We start from the raw sequence: 16,652 nt of genomic DNA, 5'->3' as shown, positions 1-16,652 counted from the left end.
CGGCTTGCTGCGGCAAGGCTTGCGGCGCAAGGGGCGCCTTGGCCATCACAAAGCGGTGAGCCGGGCGGAAAAGCCCGAAACAGCGGGCGGGTGCGGCCGGATGCTTAAACTTTGAACGATCCTCTTAGACCCCGGTTTGCCGGCGCATGTTAGTTCCCCCGCAGGTAAACCGTTTTTTGGGGTAAGAAAAAATGCCGGGGCTTGCAGGAAGGTTCGCCCGCTCTCGCGGCGGCTCGATGATGCCGCTGTTCTTCATCAGCCTGGTGCCGCTGGTCACCGTGGTCGGCTTCTCGGTCGATTATACGTCGGCGGTCCAGACCCGGTCCAATATGCAGCAGGCGCTCGACGCGGCGACGCTGGCCATCACCACGCTGCCGAAGACGACGGCGCTGGCGGCCCGCCAGCAGATGCTACAGGACACCTTTGCCGCCAATGGCGGGCAAGGCACCGCCACGCTGGTGAGCTTCACCATCGCGGCCAACGGCACCGCCACGGCGCAGGCCTCGGCGAGCTTCGCCATGCCGACCGACTTCATGCAGATCGCCAGGATCAACACCGTGCCGGTCGGCGTCACCTCGGCGGTCAACAAGGCGGCGGCCCTGGTGCAGACCACCTTCAAGATCGAGAAGGCGTCGGGCTGGTGGGACAAGACGATGTATCTCTACGGCACGCGATTCGGCTCGACCACGAAGCAGAAGCTGATGCAGATCAGCTATGTCTACAACAAGGGCGGCGACCCCAAGGGCTATGGCACCACCACCGTCTCCACCGTGAGCGGCACCACGCTTACCCAGGTGCAGCAGCAGGTGTGCAACACCACGGCGGTCGCCAATTTCAACAACACGCCCTCCGGCGCCATCACCAGCACCGACGGCAACGGCGTCATGCGGCAGACCGTCTGCACCACCACGCCGGCCAACAGCACCGGCGCGGTCATCGACGTCAGCCAGATGGACCAGCTCTATCTCGAGATGGACGTGCCTTCCGCCGCGACGGCCAAACCGGCCCAGCCGACCACGCTCAGGTCGAACGACCCGAACACCTCGAACCGGCTCTATATCGGCACCAGCCCGACCGACATGCCCGAAATCGCCACGGGCCAGACCGTCGATATCTTCACCGCCGTGCCGTGCGGCCAGACAGGCTACCAGGCCTGGGAAGACGGCGGCTCCGCCGTGCCGGCGCCTGTCGTCAACGCCGACTTCTTCTACACCGTGATGGGCAAATGCGACTTCAACCAGCGCCCCTCGCAAACGGTGCTGACGCAGTGACACTGCGGCTTCTTCCTTCTCCCCTTGTGGGAGAAGGTGGCCTCGCGAAGCGAGGTCGGATGAGGGGTGTTCCAGGCAACGCCAACGCCTCACTCCGCTGGAACAGCCCTTTTGCGTCTCGGCCTCGTCCCGTCCGCCGGGGCTATAGACGGATCGCAGCGTTCGACTAGTCTGGCGCCATGCCGCATCAACCCGTCACCCCCGCCAAGCGCAACTTTGCTCGCTCACTCCGCCGTGACATGACGGAGGCGGAAGACAGGCTTTGGCAGGAACTGCGAGACCGCAGGCTGGACCGGATCAAATTCAGGCGCCAGGTTCCTTTCGGAAAATACATTGCCGATTTCGTTTGCCTCGAAGCCGGGCTGATTATCGAGATCGACGGCAGCCAACACGCGGACTCGGATGCTGACCGGATCCGCAAGGCCGAGCTGGAGGCGAGGGGTTTTCGCGTTCTGCGCTTCTGGAACGACGATGTCCTGAAAGAGATGAATGCCGTTTGCGACACGATCATCGCCTATGTGCGGGACAGAAGTCTGCAGCCCTGGAGATAGTGGCGCCGTCTTCCCTTCTCCCCTTGTGGGGTCCGAAGGACGGGGCGGGACGCGTGGCTCGCCCCCGGGCGGTGGCCTCGCGAAGCGAGGTCGGATGAGGGGTGTTCCAGGAAACGCCAACGTCTCACTCCGCTGGAACACCCCTCAACCGTCTCGGCGCTGCGCGCCGATCCACCTTCTCCCACAGGGGGAGAAGGAAGAACCCGCGCTGGCGCTCAATCACAAACCGGTGAGCGCTGTAACGAAGCGATAATTGGCGGCGAAGTGGGGACATGAGCGGCGCGTCGCGGCGCCGTCGCCCACGGAGCAATTCCATGTCGCAAGCCAAACGCAGCAGGTTCCTCGCAGTGTCCAGCCTGGGCGCGCTTGCGCTCGCGGCGTCGCTCGGTGCGGCCGCGGCGCAGCCGCTTACCGTTATCGAGCTGTTCACCAGCCAGGGCTGTTCGTCCTGCCCGCCGGCCAATGCCAATCTGATCAAGGTCAAGGACCAGCCCGGCGTGCTGGCGCTGTCCTTCAATGTCACCTACTGGGACTATCTCGGCTGGAAGGACATTTTCGGCCGGCAGGAGTTCACGCAACGTCAGGTGAGCTACGAGCCGCCGCTCGGCCGTGACGGGCCGTTCACGCCGCAGGTGGTGGTCAACGGCCGTGCCGATGCGGTCGGCGCCGCGCCCGGCGAGATCGAACGGCTGATTGCGGCGAGCGGACGCATCAAGGGACCGTCGCTGTCGCTCGATGGCGGCAAGGCCAGTATCGGCGCGGGGAGCGTGCCGGGCGGCAAAGCCGACATCTGGCTGGTGCGCTATGCCAGGGGCGTCGTCGAGGTGCCCGTGGCGCGCGGCGAGAACACCGGCCGCACCTTGCCGCACGGCAATGTCGTGCATGCGCTGAAGAAGCTCGGCAGCTGGACCGGAGAGGCGACGACGCTCGACGTGCCGGCGGCCGCCGATGGCCTCAGCACCGCCGTGCTGGTGCAGTCGCCCGGCGGCGGGCCGATCCTGGCCGCCGCCGCCGATTAGCTTACCTCCGGGAACTTCCCGTTTGCGGGGAGAGACCATCAGAAATTGCGCAACGCCGCGCCTGCGGCGCCGCAACAGCCGGCCGCCGCGAGGGCGCGCCACCCAACCAAGGAGACCATCATGACCGTTCTTTCCCGCCTGACGCTGCCGGCGCTTGCGCTCGCTTTGTGCTCGACGGCATTGCTGGCCGGCGGCATCGCCCGTGCCGACGAGGCCACCAACGCCATGAAACCCGCCGCGGACGCGATGAAACCGGCAACCGATGCGATGAAGCCGGCCGACCCGATGGCCACAAATGCCATGAAGCCCGCCGCCGATGCGATGAAACCGGCGGACGCCATGAAACCGGCGACTGACGCGATGAAGCCGGCGACTGACGCGATGAAGCCGGCGACGGATGCGATGAAGCCTGCCAACTAGGTCAAGCCGCGGCGGAGAGTTACGCACCCGCTGGGGCCGCACGAGAATGTGAGCCTCCGCCGCAACTCGCGCATCGCACCGGCTCCGCTAATTCAATAGACTGGACCCTATGCAAGCCATGAGGAGTGCAACCATGACCGACATCAAGAACCGTTCGAGCGGCTTCGTCCGCGGCGCGCTCGCAGCTTTCGCGCTCGCCGTCGCGGGCGCCGCCTTCTGGCTCACCCCAGCGGTTTCGGCGGAAGACGCCGTGGTGATCCCGCCACCGGCGCTGGATGAAAAGGCCGCGGGCGGCAGCGAGACGGCAGTGTTCGCCGGCGGCTGCTTCTGGGGCGTGCAGGGCGTGTTCCAGCACGTCAAGGGCGTCACCAAGGCTGTCTCGGGCTACACCGGCGGCACCAAGGACGACGCCGTCTATGAGACCGTGGGCACCGGCCGCACCGGCCATGCCGAATCCGTCGAGATCACCTACGATCCCTCCAAAGTCACCTATGGCCAGCTGCTGCAGGTGTATTTCTCGGTCGCCCACAATCCGACCCAGCTCAACTACCAGGGTCCGGACCAGGGCACGCAGTACCGCTCGACGATCTTCGCCGAAAACGACACGCAGAAGAAGATCGCGCAGAGCTACATCGCCCAGCTCGACCAGGCCAAGCTGTTCGGCAAACCCATCGTCACCACGATCGAAACCGGCAAGACCTTCTATCCGGCCGAGGAGTACCACCAGGATTTCCTGACGCTCAACCCGACCTATCCCTACATCGTCTACAACGACCTGCCCAAGGTGGCGAATTTGAAGACGCTGTTCCCGAAGCTTTACAGCGACAAGCCGGTGCTGGTGCTGTCGGCCAGCAATTGAGGTTCAGAACGGGAGGCGCCGGCGGGAAGCGCCTCTCCTGCTGCCCTGCCGGCCAGAGGGGGCGCGAGGGATCGCGGCCTCTCCTGCGAAGAAGGCTACACCCTCTTCCGCCACGGCAGGCTCCACCGCGCCTTCTCCAGCGAGGCCTTGGCTTCGACCATGGCCGGGGCGGCCTGGGCTTCGCGGTACTGCACCGAGCCCGGCGGCGGATAGGGCAGGCTGTCGTTGAGCTCCAGCCTGTCGAGCTGGCTGAAATCGGGGAAAGGCAGTTTTTCCTCCTCACGCCAGGCGCTGACCCGCTTTTCCGCGGCGATGCGCTTTTCCTGGTCGAGCGGCAGGTCGGCGGCGCTGTATTCCAACTGCGCCGGGAAGGCGAACTGGGCGCCGGCCTCGTCCATCACCGCGATCATCGACAGCAATATGTCCTCGCGGATGGCGAGAAACTCCGAGCCATCCGCGGTCGTGATGTAGGTGAAGACCTCGATGTCGAGTGAATAGGGGCCGAAGCCGACGAAGCGCACGCGGCACGGGTCGTCGATGACGCGCGGATGAGCGATCAGGAGCTTGCGCAGCGCCGCCAGCGTGTAGCGCAGCTGGTCGGGCGTCGTCTCGTAGCGCAGCTGCAGCGTGGTGGCGAAGCGGGTGCGGTCGCGATGGGCGTAGTTCTCGATCTGCATGCCGGCGAAGTCGGAATTGGGCACCGAGATCACCGTGCGGTCGACCGAGCGGATGCGGGTCGAGCGCATGCCGATATGCTCGATGGTGCCGGACTGGTTGCCGAATTTGCAGAAGTCGCCGACGCTGACCGGCCGGTCGGCATAGAGCGTCAGGCCGGAAAGAAAATTCTGCAGCGTCGGCTGCGCCGCCAGCGCCACCGCCAGGCCGCCAATGCCGAGGCCAGCCAGCACGCCCTGATAGGGGATCGCCAGCACCTCGGCCAGGAGCAGGAAGGCGACCACCAGGGCGGCGATGCGCGCCACGCCGGTCAGCAGCGAGATCAGCGTCTCGTGGTAGCCGGGCACGTTGAAGGTGGCGCGGTAGCGCTCGGCGATCTTGCCGATCAGGTGCCAGACGACGGGAACCGCGCCGATCAGGATCAGGCTCCAGGCCGCCGCCTTGGCGGATGCCGCGATCACCTGCGGCAAGCCGAGCGGCCGCAGCGCAAACAGCAGGAACAGACCGAGGAAGATCGAGCGCACCGCCCATTCGACGACGCGGAAGAAGCCGGCCCGCCCCGAACTCCTGCCGCGGCGGGCGAAGAACACGATGACGGCGTTGGCAAGGAAGCCGAAGGCGATGCCGGCAAGCACGGCAATGCCGAGCCCCAGCCATTGCCAGCGTTCGATCGGCCCGGCGCGGGTCAAAAGGGCAGGGCTGATCTCACGGGCAAGGCCCCTCGTGGCGAAGAAGGGATCGTTGCTGGCGAAGGCGGTGAATTCCGGCGCCACCGGCGCATCCTCGATATCGGCATAGAGCGTGCGGATGTTGGCCAGCGTTTCCGGCGTGAATTTCCACAGCTTGCCGCCTTTCTCAGTCCCCACCGGAGCGACGACGATGTTGCCGGCCGGGTGCTCGAAATACACATAGGGCGTGTTGCTTTGGGGATCGTCGGGAATTTCCTGCCAGTAGACGTAGCCGATGCGGTCGATGACTTTCTTGAGATAGCTCTCGAGCAGAACCGCCTCGTCGGACCGCACCGCCGGATTGTAACCGCGCATGTCGAGCGCCGTTTGCGTCGAACCGCCATTCTGGTCGGCGATGCCGCCGAGCAGCATCTTGAACGTGTCGCGCGGCGAGGCGAGCTTGGCCGGATCGTCGACCATGTCGGGGGCTTCGCCACGCGCCGCCTGGAACTCGGCGAGCTTGGCCTGCAGCACGGCGAGCTGCGGCCCGACGATGAACCATTCGCCGGCCTTGCGGCGGAAGGTGACGTCGAAGAAAACCTTGCTGCCATATTGCTGCAGCCTGGCTGTCACCTCGTCGCCGGGGATCGCATCATGCGGCAGGTTCCACAGGCGCAAGGTGGCGTTGTCGATCACCGAAAACAGGAGCTTGGTGTAATCGGGCATGTTGAGGCCGCCGCGATCGGCCTCCGTGACGTCGACGAGGCCGGCCGCCAGCGCGGCAAGGCCCATGCCGCCGCCGGTGGCGCGCGGCACATTGTCGGCGCCGCTCTCGTTCATGGTCTGCAGGAATGAGCGCATCGTCGTCATCGGGCTGGTCTGGTCGACCTTGAGGGTCTCGGCGGCGTCGACGCGCACGCCCGTCCACCATTCGGCGGTGGCGGATTCGAAACGGCCCATGAAGCTGGCGCCGTCCGGCGCCATGACGAAGCTGAACTCGCCCTGGCGACTGCCCTCGAACCAGCGGCCGAACAGCTTTTCGCCTTCGGTCTTGGCTTCGATGCGGCCGCCATACAGGGGATAGACGCCCTTCACCTCGGCGCCGTCCTGCTCGAAGGTGATCTGGGCGCCGCCGCCGCGCCATTTGGTGTCCCAGACACCGGCCCAGTTGGCCGTCTGCTGGGCATGAGCGGGCTGAATGACAGGCAGCAGGCCGGCCAGCGCAAGCGCGGCGATCAGCGTGACCAGGCGGATCAGGACCAGAGCAATTCCAGGAAAGCGGCGTAGCGATTTTCCCGGGAAAACTGCGTAGCGCTGCCGCGCCTGCGGATCGTGTTCTATCGAGGCAACCGGGACACCGCGCATTGCATTGCCCTTCTTCTCGGACCGCTGCCATCAGGCCGCAGCATGTCGCGGAAGGTTATTCCGCGTGAAGATGAATATTGTCTTTCCGGCAGGCGACAGGCGGCAGGCGGAGGCGATGATTTCGCGCCGTCGCCTGACCCCTCAGTCGTAGGTCAGGTCCCTCGCCTTGCCGCCGAACACGCGGTAGGCATAGAAGGAATAGAAGATGATGATCGGCAGCACGACCACGGTGCCGGCCAGGATAATGGCCAGGCTTTCGGGTGCGGAAGCCGCCTGCCAGATGGTCAGCCTGTCGGGCACCACGAACGGATAGAACGACCAGGCGAGCCCGGCAAAGCCCAGCGCGAAGATGGCGGCCAGCGTCAGGAACGGCGTCAGCGAATGGCGGTCGTCGGGCCTGGGCAGATGAGAGGTCTGCCGCCACAGCCACAGGAACAGCAGCGCCGACAGGATCGGCAGCGGCGACAGATAGAGCATTTCGGGCAGGACGAACCATTTGGCGAAGATGCGCGGGCTGGCGAAGGGCGTGGCCAGCGACACGGCAGCCATGCCGAGCGCGGTCAGCACCAATGTGGTGCGCAGCCAGCGCACCGCCTTCTTCTGCAAGTCGCCTTCGGCCTTGTAGATGACCCAGGCCGCCCCCATCGCGGCGTAGGCCGCCGCCAGGCAGAACGCCACCAGCACGCCGAACGCCATGCCGCCCAGGCCGAAGTCGAGGCCAAGCACATAGACGCCCAGCATATAGCCTTGCGCCAGCGAGGCGATGAGCGAGCCGAGGAAGAAGATGCGGTTCCAGCGATGCTTGCGCTCCGTCGCCACCTTGGCGCGGAAGTCGAAGGCGACACCGCGCAGGATGAGGCCGACCAGAAGCACGAACACCGGGATATAGAGCGCGCTGAGGATGACGCCATGCGCCATCGGAAAGGCGACCAGCAGAAGGCCGACGGCCAGCACCAGCCAGGTCTCGTTGGCATCCCAGAACGGGCCGATGGCGGCGATCATGGTGTCCTGCTCGGCGTCCTCGGCCGCCGCGAACAGGATGCCGATGCCGAGATCGAAGCCGTCGAGAATGACGTAGATCAGGATGGCGAGGCCCATCAGGCCGGCGAAGATGAGGGGGAGCAGGGTCGGCCAGTCATAGGTCATTTCTCTCTCTCCTACTCGCCAGCCGCGGGCTGCGACATCGGCTTGTTGAGCACGCCCGGCAGCGGCGAGGTGTCGCCGTCCTTGGCCGCCTTCAGCGCCAGGTGGACCAGAACGCCGAGATAGGCGATCAGCAACAGCACGTAGAGAGCGAGATAGACGGCCAGCGTCAGCGCCACATGGCTGCCGGCCACCGGGCCGACGGCGTCGGCGGTCCTCAGCACGCCCGTCACCAGCCAGGGCTGGCGGCCGATCTCCGTCGTATACCAGCCGGCGAGCGTCGCCACCCAACCGGAGATGGTCATCGGCACCATGAGCAGCGCCAGCGGCCTCGGCAAGCCATGACGGCGCTTGAGGAAGAAGGCGGCCGACCAGGAGACGGCGAGCATCAACAGGCCCGTGCCGACCATGACGCGAAAACCCCAGAACACCGGGAAGACGGGCGGATGGTTGCCGGGATAGTCGTTGAGCCCCGGCACCACACCGCCGGCGCTGTGCCGCAGGATCCAGCTCGCCCCGTCGGGAATGGTCACCTCGAACCTGTTTTCCCTGGCCGCTTCATCCGGAATGGCAAACAGCACCAGCGGCACGTTGGGGCCGGTGTTCCAGTTGGCCTCCATGGCGGCGATCTTCTGCGGCTGGTGCTCGAGCGTGTTCAGGCCGTGCTGGTCGCCGGCAAGGATCTGGATGGGGATGAGGATGGCGGCGGTGAAGACGCCGGTGCGCAGCGCCTTCCACATCGATTCCGAGCGGTCGCCCTTGAGGTAACGCAGCGCCGACAGGCCGGCGATGAGAAACGATACCGTAAGCCCGGAGGCGAGCAGCATATGGACGAGACGGTAGGGCATGGAGGGGTTGAAGAGGATCGCCCACCAGTCGACGGCGTGGGCGACGCCGTCGCGCATCTCGAAGCCGACCGGCGTCTGCATCCACGAGTTCAGCGCGATGATCCAGAAGGCCGACACGGTGGTGCCGCCGGCGACCAGCACGGTCGCCAGCGTGTGGATGCGGTTGGAAACGCGGCGGAAGCCAAACAGCATGATGCCGAGGAAGGCTGCCTCGAGGAAAAAGGCGGTGAGGATTTCGTAGGCCAGCAGCGGCCCGGCGATGTTGCCGACCGTTTCCATGTAGCCCGGCCAGTTGGTGCCGAACTGAAAGCTCATGGTGACGCCGGAAACCACGCCCATGGCGAAGGACAATGCGAACACCTTCACCCAGGTGAAATAGGCGCGCATCCAGGCCGAATCATTGGTCGCGTTGTAGCGGAGCTTGAAGAAAAGCAGCACCCAGCCGAGTGCGATGGTGATGGCTGGAAACAGAATATGAAACGAAATATTCGCACCGAACTGAATGCGCGAAAGGATGAGCGGGTCCATGGCGGGCTCCGGCTGCTTCTAATAAGCGGAGAATAGGCTTGTAGGGCCAGCCGGTCAAAGCGGCGTCCCGCCGCGAGGCGGAACGCCGCAGCGCCATGCGGCGGCAATGTCGAGAACTGTCAGCAACGGCATTGACTTGCGGTTGCATGCGGCGACATTCGTCCTATATCTGGGGTCCTCTTTCAAGCAGCCGTTTTCAGCCATGCAGCCTGTCATCTCCATTTCCGGGGTCACCAAGACCTACGCCACCGGCTTCAAGGCGCTGAAGGAAATCAATCTCGACATCGAGCGCGGCGAGATTTTCGCGCTGCTTGGCCCCAACGGCGCCGGCAAGACGACGCTGATCTCCATCGTCTGCGGCATCGTCAACCGTTCGTCTGGCAGCGTCACGGTGGATGGCCACGACATCACCAGAGACTATCGCGCCGCGCGCGGCCTGATCGGGCTGGTGCCGCAGGAACTGACCATCGATGCCTTCGAGAGCGTCTGGGCGACGGTCAACTACAGCCGCGGCCTGTTCGGCAAGCCGGCGAACCATGCCTTTGTCGAGAAGGTGCTGCGCGACCTGTCGCTGTGGGACAAGAAGGACGCCAAGGCGATCACGCTTTCGGGCGGCATGAAGCGGCGGCTGATGATCGCCAAGGCGCTGTCGCACGAACCGCGCGTGCTGTTCCTCGACGAGCCGACGGCCGGCGTCGACGTCGAACTGCGCCAGGACATGTGGGCGATGGTGCGGCGGCTGCGCGAGGACGGCGTCACCATCATTCTCACCACCCATTATATCGAGGAAGCCGAGGCGATGGCCGACCGCGTCGGCGTCATCAACCGCGGCGAGATCATCCTGGTCGAGGGCAAGGCCGAACTGATGCGCAAGCTCGGCCGCAAGCGCCTGGTGATGGAACTGCGCAGCCCGCTCGGCGCCATTCCGGACGCCTTCTCGCACTACGCCCTGGACTTGTCGCCGGATGGCGGGCAGATCACCTACACCTATGACAACCAGAGCGACCGGCCGGGCGTGGCGTCGCTGATCCGCGATCTCGAGGCCGCCGACATCCAGTTCCGCGACCTGGACACGCAGAACAGTTCGCTGGAGGAGATCTTCGTCAATCTTCTGAGGCAAGAGCCATGAACCTGCGCGCGGTATGGGCGATCTACCGGGTGGAGATGGCGCGCGCGCTGCGCACCGTCTTGCAGAGCATCGTCTCGCCCGTGCTGTCGACGTCGCTCTATTTCGTCGTCTTCGGCTCGGCCATCGGCTCGCGCATCACCGAGATCGACGGCATCAGCTACGGCGCCTTCATCGTGCCCGGGCTGATCATGCTGTCGCTTTTGACGCAGTCGATCTCCAACGCCTCCTTCGCCATCTACTTCCCGAAATTCGTCGGCTCGATCTACGAGCTGTTGTCGGCTCCGGTCTCCTATCTCGAGATCGTCCTCGCCTATGTCGGGGGTGCCGCCACAAAGTCGATCATCCTCGGCCTGATCATTCTGGCGACGGCCTCGCTGTTCGTGCCGCTCTCCATCCAGCATCCGTTCTGGATGCTGGCCTTCCTGGTGCTGACGGCGGTGACCTTCAGCCTGTTCGGCTTCATCATCGGAATCTGGGCCAGGAGCTTCGAGCAGTTGCAACTGGTGCCGCTGCTGATCATCACGCCGCTGACCTTCCTCGGTGGCAGCTTCTATTCCATCAACATGCTGCCGGGCGCCTGGCGCACGGTGACGCTGTTCAATCCGGTCGTCTACCTGATCAGCGGCTTCCGCTGGAGCTTTTTCGGAACATCGGACGTTTCGGTCGGCATCAGCCTCGGCATGACCGTGGTGTTTCTGCTGATCTGCGTGGCGATCGTCGCCTGGATATTCAAGACCGGCTACCGGCTGAGGAATTGAGGGGCGAAGCCACGCTGAGCCGCGGTCAGAGCTAGATCGCCTTCACCAGCCGCAGCAGGCCCAGCATCTCTACATAGGTTCCCTCGCGGAAGGCGACGTAGACCGGCTCCTCGATGCCGTGGAAACGGCGCTTGAACGCCGCCTGCCCCTGCAGGTTGAAGCGGCGGCGGTTGACCCAGGGCGAATCATAGGCGCGCTGGAAGGCGTTGCGCCAGAAATCGCTTTCGGCGAATCCGCTGGGGCCGACGTCGACCAGCGGCGACAGCCCGAGCGTGACGACCGAAATGCCTTCCTCGCGAAAGCGGTCGACGGCGAATTTGGTCAGGCCGACCTCGGCATGCGGCGAGGCGTCGATGTGCTTGCGCTTGAAGGCTGTGGTGTAGCCGATGACCTTGCCGCCGCGAAACAGCGGATCGAAGTCGAGCAGGGCGACCAGTTCGCCATCGGGGCCGTGCAGCACGAAGCGGCGCATGTCGACGCCCACATGATCGGCGAAGTGCCGGTTGAGGAAGCCCATTTCCCAACGCTTGACGATGCGGTCGCCGCGCCAGTTCGCCGAAAGTCGGGAGATCTCGTCGAGAAAGATCGTCCGCTTGTCCTCGGCGAACGAAAAGCCCTTCTTCAACAGCCAGCGCTCGGAGTAGCGCACGGTTTCGTTGCGCTTGCCGGAAAAATCGTGTTCGGGCAGCGGCAGACGGGTGTCGATGCCCAGCCGGTTGACCTTGTAGCCGAGCCCGGCCAGCACCCGCGCCGACTGTTCGCCGATCTGCACGAACCAGGGGCTGCCGGCGGTCTCGACGAAGCGCCTGATGTAGTCGGCCCGATGGGCCGGATCGGCGACCGGGTCACCGAGCGCGAAATGATGCTTCATCTTGGTGCCGAAAGCGATGTAGCCGTCGGCGTCGCCGAAATAGGAGAGCCTGCCTTGCACGGCGGAGGAGTAGGCGAGTGAGAAGTCGCCGTGGCGGCGCACCAGCGCCAGCCGTTCGGCATGGGTGAACGCCTGGCGCTCGACCTTTGGCGAGGCACGCTCGAGGATTTTGTCGAGATAGATCCGCAAGGAGGGCATGGGTCGAGATTCCGCGTGCATCTGCGGCGCGCACCCGGGTACGCTATACGCCGTGGCGCCTTGATTTTGCACAGGAAGCCGAAAAAAGCGTTTCGAGGACTTCGGATTCCTGTACCGGTAACAGAGATCCGCCAGCCCCCGGATCTCGAATCAATCACATTGCCGCGACCTGATTATCGCCGATCTCGCGTATATGCCATATAGGACGCAACCGCGGTGCGGCGCATGGCCTCGAAATCCGGGGCCGATCTGCTGTATGGATCATGCGCGGGAGGGCGTTCTGCCGGTGTCGGCGGAAGCGCCACAAGGGTGGAATGGGGTTCGTGAGCGAATGGCAGATACGACAATCAGACCGGCAGCGCACCAGACGGTAACCATCGAACCGGCGATCGTCATCGGCGCCGGCGCCGCCGGTCTCGCGGCAGCGCAGGCGCTGGTCAAGGCCGGCGTGGCGACGGCGATCCTGGAAAAGGAGAGCCGGTTGGCCGAGCCATGGCATCGGCGTCACCAGCAGCTGCGCCTCAATACTCACCGCGACCTTTCGGCACTTCCCGGCCTTGCCTATCCGAAGGGCACGCTCGCCTTCCCCCACAGAACCGCCGTCATCCGCTATCTGAACGATTTCAGCGAGGCGAACCGGCTGCCGGTGGAGCTCGGCGTCGCCGTCGAGGCGGTCCTGTTCAGGGGCGACCACTGGGCGATAGAGACCAGCGCCGGGATGCGCCTAGCGCGCCACGTCGTGATCGCCACCGGCCGCGACAGACAGCCGTTCATCCCCGACTGGAAAGGAATGCGGGATTTCGCCGGCCGCATCATCCATTCGGCGGATTTCGGCGACGCGAAGGACTATGCCGGCAAGAAGGTGCTGGTCGTCGGCGCCGGCAACTCGGGTATAGACGCGCTCAACCACCTGGCGCAGGCAGGCACCGCCTCGCTGTGGCTGTCGGCCCGCAACGGTCCGTCGGTCCTGCCCAAGCGCATCGGCAAGATTGCCGTGCACCGGCTGTCGCCGCTGATGGCGCGGTTGCCTTTGCGGGTCGCCGATGCGGTGATCGCCTTGACGCAGCGGCTGGTTTTCGGCGACCTGTCGAAATTCGGCGTGCCGCCGGCACCGGTGGGCGGCGCCAGCCGCCTGACCACCGACTACACAGCGATCGCCGCCGACGAGGGCGCGATCGACGCCATCCGCTCGGGCAGGATCACCGTCGTGCCGGGGGTGCGGGAATTCACCCGCGACGGCGTCATCCTGGCCAATGGCAGCCTGATCGATCCCGACATCGTCATTGCCGCGACGGGCTACCGCACCGGGCTTGAGCAGATGGTCGGCAATCTCGGCGTGCTCGACGGCAAGGGCGTTCCGCTCTTCAACGGCGGCAATGCGGATCCGAAACTGCCTGGCCTCTGGTTCACCGGCATGCGGCCGAGCATCCGCGGCTGCTTCGCCAATGCCGCCATCCAGGCCAAGGCGATCGCCGAGCGGATTGCCCGGCGGATCGCCAATTCCGGCCCCTGAACCGGGCTGGAGGTTCGTTTTACGCGTCGGACGGAACCCCACTTTCCTGGAATTGCCCTCTAAATCGCGATCTTGCCGCCGCCTTGCCTGGTAATGGCGACGACCGCCGGCCGCACCGGCATGTCCGGCTTGAAATCGGGCCAGCGCGTCGACGGATCCTCATAATAGGACGGGCGGCCGAACGCCTCCCAATCCTCGCCGCCGTCGCCTGGATGCTGGACGGCGACGAAGGCGGTCTGATCGTCGGGCGCAAACAGCGGCCCGCACATTTCAGCGCCGATCGGCACGCGGAAAAACAGTTTTGACGTCGCGCGCGCCGGCCCTTCGGTGTCGACCGCCCACAGGCCGTCGGTGCGGCCGGTGGTCTTCGGGCCCTGGCCGTCGGTGGCGACCCACAGGCGCCCGGCCGAATCGACCGCGCAATTGTCGGGCATGCCGAACCAGCCATTGGCCGTGGTGGCGGTGGAGAAGGTGGCGCCGACATCGGCAACCGCTGGATCGCCGCATTTCAGGAGCACCTCCCATTTGCCCCTGGTGCCGGCGAAATCGCCGCCATCCTCCGATATCTCGATGATATGGCCGAAGGCGTTATCGGCGCGCGGGTTGGCGGCGTCGACCTGGTCGGCTTTGCGCTTGGAATTGTTGGTCAGCATGACATAGACCTTGCCGTTGACACGATTGGGCTGGATGTCCTCGGGACGGTCCATCTTGGTGGCGCCGAGCAGGTCGGCGGCACGCCGCGTCTCGATCAACACGTCGGCCTGGCCGGCAAAGCCGTTCTCGGCCGTCAGCGGGCCCTGGCCGAAGACGATCGGCAGCCAGTCCACCGTACCGTCCGCAGCGAATTTGGCGACATGCAGCGTGCCGTCGTCGAGCAGGTTCATGTTGGCGGCGCGGTCGTCCGGATCGAAACGGCCCGCGGTGACGAATTTGTAGACGTACTCGAAGCGCTCGTCGTCGCCGAGATAGAAGACGACGCGGCCATCCTTGGCGACGATCGATTCGGCGCCTTCATGCTTGAAGCGGCCCATTGCGGTGCGCTTCCTCGGCGTGGATGTCGGATCGTTGACGTCGACCTCGACGATCCAGCCGAAACGGTTGGGCTCGTTCGGCTCCTTGGCGAGGTCGAAACGATCGTAATGCGCGCCCCATTCATAGGCGCCTTCCGGAATGCCGAGGCGCTTGTAATTGGCGGCTTCCTTATGGCCTTCCGGCAGTTCACCGGAGAAATAGCCGTGGATGTTCTCCTCGGCCATGACATAGGTGCCCCAAGGCGTGACGCCGCCGGCGCAGTTGTTGAATGTGCCGATGACCTTGGTGCCGGATGGGTCGGCATTGGTCTTGACGCGGTCATGACCGGCGACCGGGCCCGACAGCGCCATTTCGGTGTTGGAGGTGATGCGGCGGTTCAACTTGCCGTCGCGCACCACCTGCCACTTGCCGCCTTCCTTGCGGATCTCGACGATGGTGCCGCCATGTGCCGCCATCTCGACATCGACCTGCTCCTTCGAGAGCGGCGCGAGTTCGGCCGCCTTCTTGCCGTCCTTCTCGACGATCCTGACGATGCCCGGGAACATCAGATGCGGATTGGTGTATTCGTGGTTGACGACCAGCAGGCCGTGCTCGGCGGAGCCACCGATCCCGATATAGCCGACATAGTCATTGTTGTAGCCGAATTGTCTTGCCTGGGCCTCAGCCGACTGCCTGGCCGGGTCGAACTCCGGCGAATCGGCAAACAGCGGATCGCCCCAGCGCAACAGCACGTCGGCATCGTAGCCCGGCGCGACATGGTGCTTGTCGTCGATACCGGCTTCGAGTTCCTCGAACGAGAAGGCGGAGCCCTCGGCGGCACGCGCATCGTCGGCGGCCACGAGCGCCAGCGGGCTGACGGTGGCGGCGATGGCCGAGACGGCCAGCGAGCCCTTGAGGAAGGCGCGGCGGGAGAACCGCTCGGCAATGATTTCGCCCATGGTGCGGTTTTCGGTGGGGTTGGTCGCCGGACCGTCGTTTTCCTCAAGCAGGCTGGTGCGGAATCGGGCGTCGGGCGAGCGATGGTCGGTCATGGTCTGCCTCTGGCTGGATGGCTGGAGCGTGTCACGCGTTTCGACCCCTTATAGACGATCGGTCACACTTTCGTGACATTCGTGCACCCGCCAGCTTGACCGCGAACCTCGCGCCACATCCGGTTTGAAACTCGGACCAAGGTCCTAAACCGATCGGGGCGAAGGTCCGGATTGCCGCGGCATCGGTCGTGGGCCACTTACACGAACACGCCATGTCGCCGATGGTCGCGTACCTGCACGAGATGGCCTCTGAATTTTGCCGGTCCGATCAAGTGAGGGACTGATGCGCAGCTCGATCATGGCTCATTGTTGCTGGCTGGCCCTGAGAGCAGTGCCGGCACTGGCGCTGACCATAGCCCCCTATCACCTCGATTTTCACGGTTCCGCCGCAGGCATTGTCGCGTCCAGCGCCCAAGCCAAGCCTGGCGGGAACAGCGGCAATGGCGGTGGTGGCGGTAACGGCAATGGCGGCAATGGCGGCAATGGAAATAACGGCGGCGGCAACAATGGCAACGCTGGCGGCAACGGGAACAATGGCGGCGGCAACAACGGCAAGGGGAAGGGTGCCAACAGCTCCGGCAAGCATGTGAACGCAACAACCGGCGATCGTGTCGAAATAGACGACAACAAGATCGTGGTGCAGCACCCTAACGGCTTCGGGGAAGAGATCGAGAAGGGTCGCTTCAAAATGACCGACGCTCTGGGCCGCACGATCGTCGAGCGCCCTGCGACGGCGGCGGATATAAGCCGCCTCAAGGGGTTGTAGAGCGGGC

General features: G+C 65.0%; 14 protein-coding genes. 9 read left to right on the top strand and 5 right to left on the bottom strand.

Annotation, left to right across the window (positions count from 1 at the left end; all coding sequences use genetic code 11):
- The first annotated feature begins 191 nt into the window (after positions 1-191).
- From LB541_RS10960 to msrA, 5 genes are all read left to right on the top strand, one after another.
- Positions 192-1,271 (top strand): TadE/TadG family type IV pilus assembly protein, encoded by a 1,080-nt coding sequence (locus LB541_RS10960; RefSeq protein ID WP_140759022.1) that lies wholly within the window; start codon positions 192-194, stop codon positions 1,269-1,271.
- 179 nt (positions 1,272-1,450) lie between these two features.
- Positions 1,451-1,822: an endonuclease domain-containing protein gene (locus tag LB541_RS10955; RefSeq protein ID WP_140491726.1), complete on the top strand. Its 372-nt coding sequence runs from the start codon at positions 1,451-1,453 to the stop codon at positions 1,820-1,822.
- Positions 1,823-2,136: 314 nt separating this feature from the next.
- Positions 2,137-2,841, top strand: coding sequence for a DUF1223 domain-containing protein (locus LB541_RS10950; RefSeq protein WP_224618370.1), 705 nt, complete (start codon positions 2,137-2,139; stop codon positions 2,839-2,841).
- A 120-nt stretch (positions 2,842-2,961) separates the two neighbouring features.
- Positions 2,962-3,261, top strand: coding sequence for a hypothetical protein (locus LB541_RS10945; RefSeq protein WP_224618369.1), 300 nt, complete (start codon positions 2,962-2,964; stop codon positions 3,259-3,261).
- A 133-nt stretch (positions 3,262-3,394) separates the two neighbouring features.
- Positions 3,395-4,120 (top strand): peptide-methionine (S)-S-oxide reductase MsrA, encoded by a 726-nt coding sequence (gene msrA, locus LB541_RS10940; RefSeq protein ID WP_140816536.1) that lies wholly within the window; start codon positions 3,395-3,397, stop codon positions 4,118-4,120.
- A gap of 95 nt (positions 4,121-4,215) precedes the next feature.
- Here msrA and LB541_RS10935 read toward each other — a convergent pair whose 3' ends face one another.
- The 3 genes from LB541_RS10935 to LB541_RS10925 all read right to left on the bottom strand — a co-directional run bounded on the left by LB541_RS10935 (position 4,216) and on the right by LB541_RS10925 (position 9,347).
- Complete coding sequence (locus LB541_RS10935; protein WP_224618368.1) at positions 4,216-6,828, bottom strand: mechanosensitive ion channel family protein; 2,613 nt, start codon at positions 6,826-6,828, stop codon at positions 4,216-4,218.
- Positions 6,829-6,969: 141 nt separating this feature from the next.
- Positions 6,970-7,974, bottom strand: a complete 1,005-nt coding sequence (locus tag LB541_RS10930; RefSeq protein WP_140524385.1) for a cytochrome d ubiquinol oxidase subunit II — start codon at positions 7,972-7,974, stop codon at positions 6,970-6,972.
- Positions 7,975-7,985: 11 nt separating this feature from the next.
- Positions 7,986-9,347 (bottom strand): cytochrome ubiquinol oxidase subunit I, encoded by a 1,362-nt coding sequence (locus LB541_RS10925; protein WP_140672357.1) that lies wholly within the window; start codon positions 9,345-9,347, stop codon positions 7,986-7,988.
- A 202-nt stretch (positions 9,348-9,549) separates the two neighbouring features.
- Between LB541_RS10925 and LB541_RS10920 the strand changes: the two genes are divergently transcribed.
- Both LB541_RS10920 and LB541_RS10915 read left to right on the top strand, forming a co-directional pair.
- The gene (locus tag LB541_RS10920; RefSeq protein ID WP_140554703.1) at positions 9,550-10,476 is read left to right on the top strand and encodes an ABC transporter ATP-binding protein; all 927 of its coding nucleotides are present in this window, start codon (positions 9,550-9,552) and stop codon (positions 10,474-10,476) included.
- A complete protein-coding gene (locus tag LB541_RS10915) occupies positions 10,473-11,234 on the top strand; it encodes an ABC transporter permease (RefSeq protein ID WP_140639426.1) in 762 nt (253 codons plus the stop codon). The genes LB541_RS10920 and LB541_RS10915 overlap by 4 nt, the downstream gene beginning before the upstream one ends.
- 31 nt (positions 11,235-11,265) lie before the next feature.
- On the opposite strand, the gene LB541_RS10910 is transcribed toward LB541_RS10915, so the two are convergent.
- Complete coding sequence (locus LB541_RS10910; RefSeq protein ID WP_140559137.1) at positions 11,266-12,303, bottom strand: phosphatidylglycerol lysyltransferase domain-containing protein; 1,038 nt, start codon at positions 12,301-12,303, stop codon at positions 11,266-11,268.
- 331 nt (positions 12,304-12,634) lie between these two features.
- On the opposite strand from LB541_RS10910, the gene LB541_RS10905 reads away from it, so the two are divergent.
- Positions 12,635-13,816, top strand: a complete 1,182-nt coding sequence (locus tag LB541_RS10905; protein WP_224618367.1) for a flavin-containing monooxygenase — start codon at positions 12,635-12,637, stop codon at positions 13,814-13,816.
- Between the two features lie 59 nt (positions 13,817-13,875).
- Here LB541_RS10905 and LB541_RS10900 read toward each other — a convergent pair whose 3' ends face one another.
- Positions 13,876-15,879: a PhoX family protein gene (locus LB541_RS10900; protein ID WP_140625290.1), complete on the bottom strand. Its 2,004-nt coding sequence runs from the start codon at positions 15,877-15,879 to the stop codon at positions 13,876-13,878.
- A 283-nt stretch (positions 15,880-16,162) separates the two neighbouring features.
- On the opposite strand from LB541_RS10900, the gene LB541_RS10895 reads away from it, so the two are divergent.
- Positions 16,163-16,645, top strand: coding sequence for a hypothetical protein (locus LB541_RS10895; protein WP_181171607.1), 483 nt, complete (start codon positions 16,163-16,165; stop codon positions 16,643-16,645).
- Positions 16,646-16,652 lie beyond the last annotated feature (7 nt).

It is taken from the genome of Mesorhizobium sp. BR1-1-15, from assembly GCF_020165475.1.
Taxonomy (GTDB): Bacteria; Pseudomonadota; Alphaproteobacteria; order Rhizobiales; family Rhizobiaceae; genus Mesorhizobium.
The sequence above is the reverse complement of the archived record's forward strand: the minus strand, read 5'-3'. Positions and strand labels throughout refer to the sequence as shown.

Coding starts and splice junctions, on each gene's coding strand:
- LB541_RS10960 (WP_140759022.1), top strand. CDS start 192: ATGCCGGGGCTTGCAGGAAGGTTCGCCCGCTCTCGCGGCGGCTCGATG.
- LB541_RS10955 (WP_140491726.1), top strand. CDS start 1,451: ATGCCGCATCAACCCGTCACCCCCGCCAAGCGCAACTTTGCTCGCTCA.
- LB541_RS10950 (WP_224618370.1), top strand. CDS start 2,137: ATGTCGCAAGCCAAACGCAGCAGGTTCCTCGCAGTGTCCAGCCTGGGC.
- LB541_RS10945 (WP_224618369.1), top strand. CDS start 2,962: ATGACCGTTCTTTCCCGCCTGACGCTGCCGGCGCTTGCGCTCGCTTTG.
- msrA (WP_140816536.1), top strand. CDS start 3,395: ATGACCGACATCAAGAACCGTTCGAGCGGCTTCGTCCGCGGCGCGCTC.
- LB541_RS10935 (WP_224618368.1), bottom strand. CDS start 6,828: ATGCGCGGTGTCCCGGTTGCCTCGATAGAACACGATCCGCAGGCGCGG.
- LB541_RS10930 (WP_140524385.1), bottom strand. CDS start 7,974: ATGACCTATGACTGGCCGACCCTGCTCCCCCTCATCTTCGCCGGCCTG.
- LB541_RS10925 (WP_140672357.1), bottom strand. CDS start 9,347: ATGGACCCGCTCATCCTTTCGCGCATTCAGTTCGGTGCGAATATTTCG.
- LB541_RS10920 (WP_140554703.1), top strand. CDS start 9,550: ATGCAGCCTGTCATCTCCATTTCCGGGGTCACCAAGACCTACGCCACC.
- LB541_RS10915 (WP_140639426.1), top strand. CDS start 10,473: ATGAACCTGCGCGCGGTATGGGCGATCTACCGGGTGGAGATGGCGCGC.
- LB541_RS10910 (WP_140559137.1), bottom strand. CDS start 12,303: ATGCCCTCCTTGCGGATCTATCTCGACAAAATCCTCGAGCGTGCCTCG.
- LB541_RS10905 (WP_224618367.1), top strand. CDS start 12,635: ATGGCAGATACGACAATCAGACCGGCAGCGCACCAGACGGTAACCATC.
- LB541_RS10900 (WP_140625290.1), bottom strand. CDS start 15,879: ATGACCGACCATCGCTCGCCCGACGCCCGATTCCGCACCAGCCTGCTT.
- LB541_RS10895 (WP_181171607.1), top strand. CDS start 16,163: ATGCGCAGCTCGATCATGGCTCATTGTTGCTGGCTGGCCCTGAGAGCA.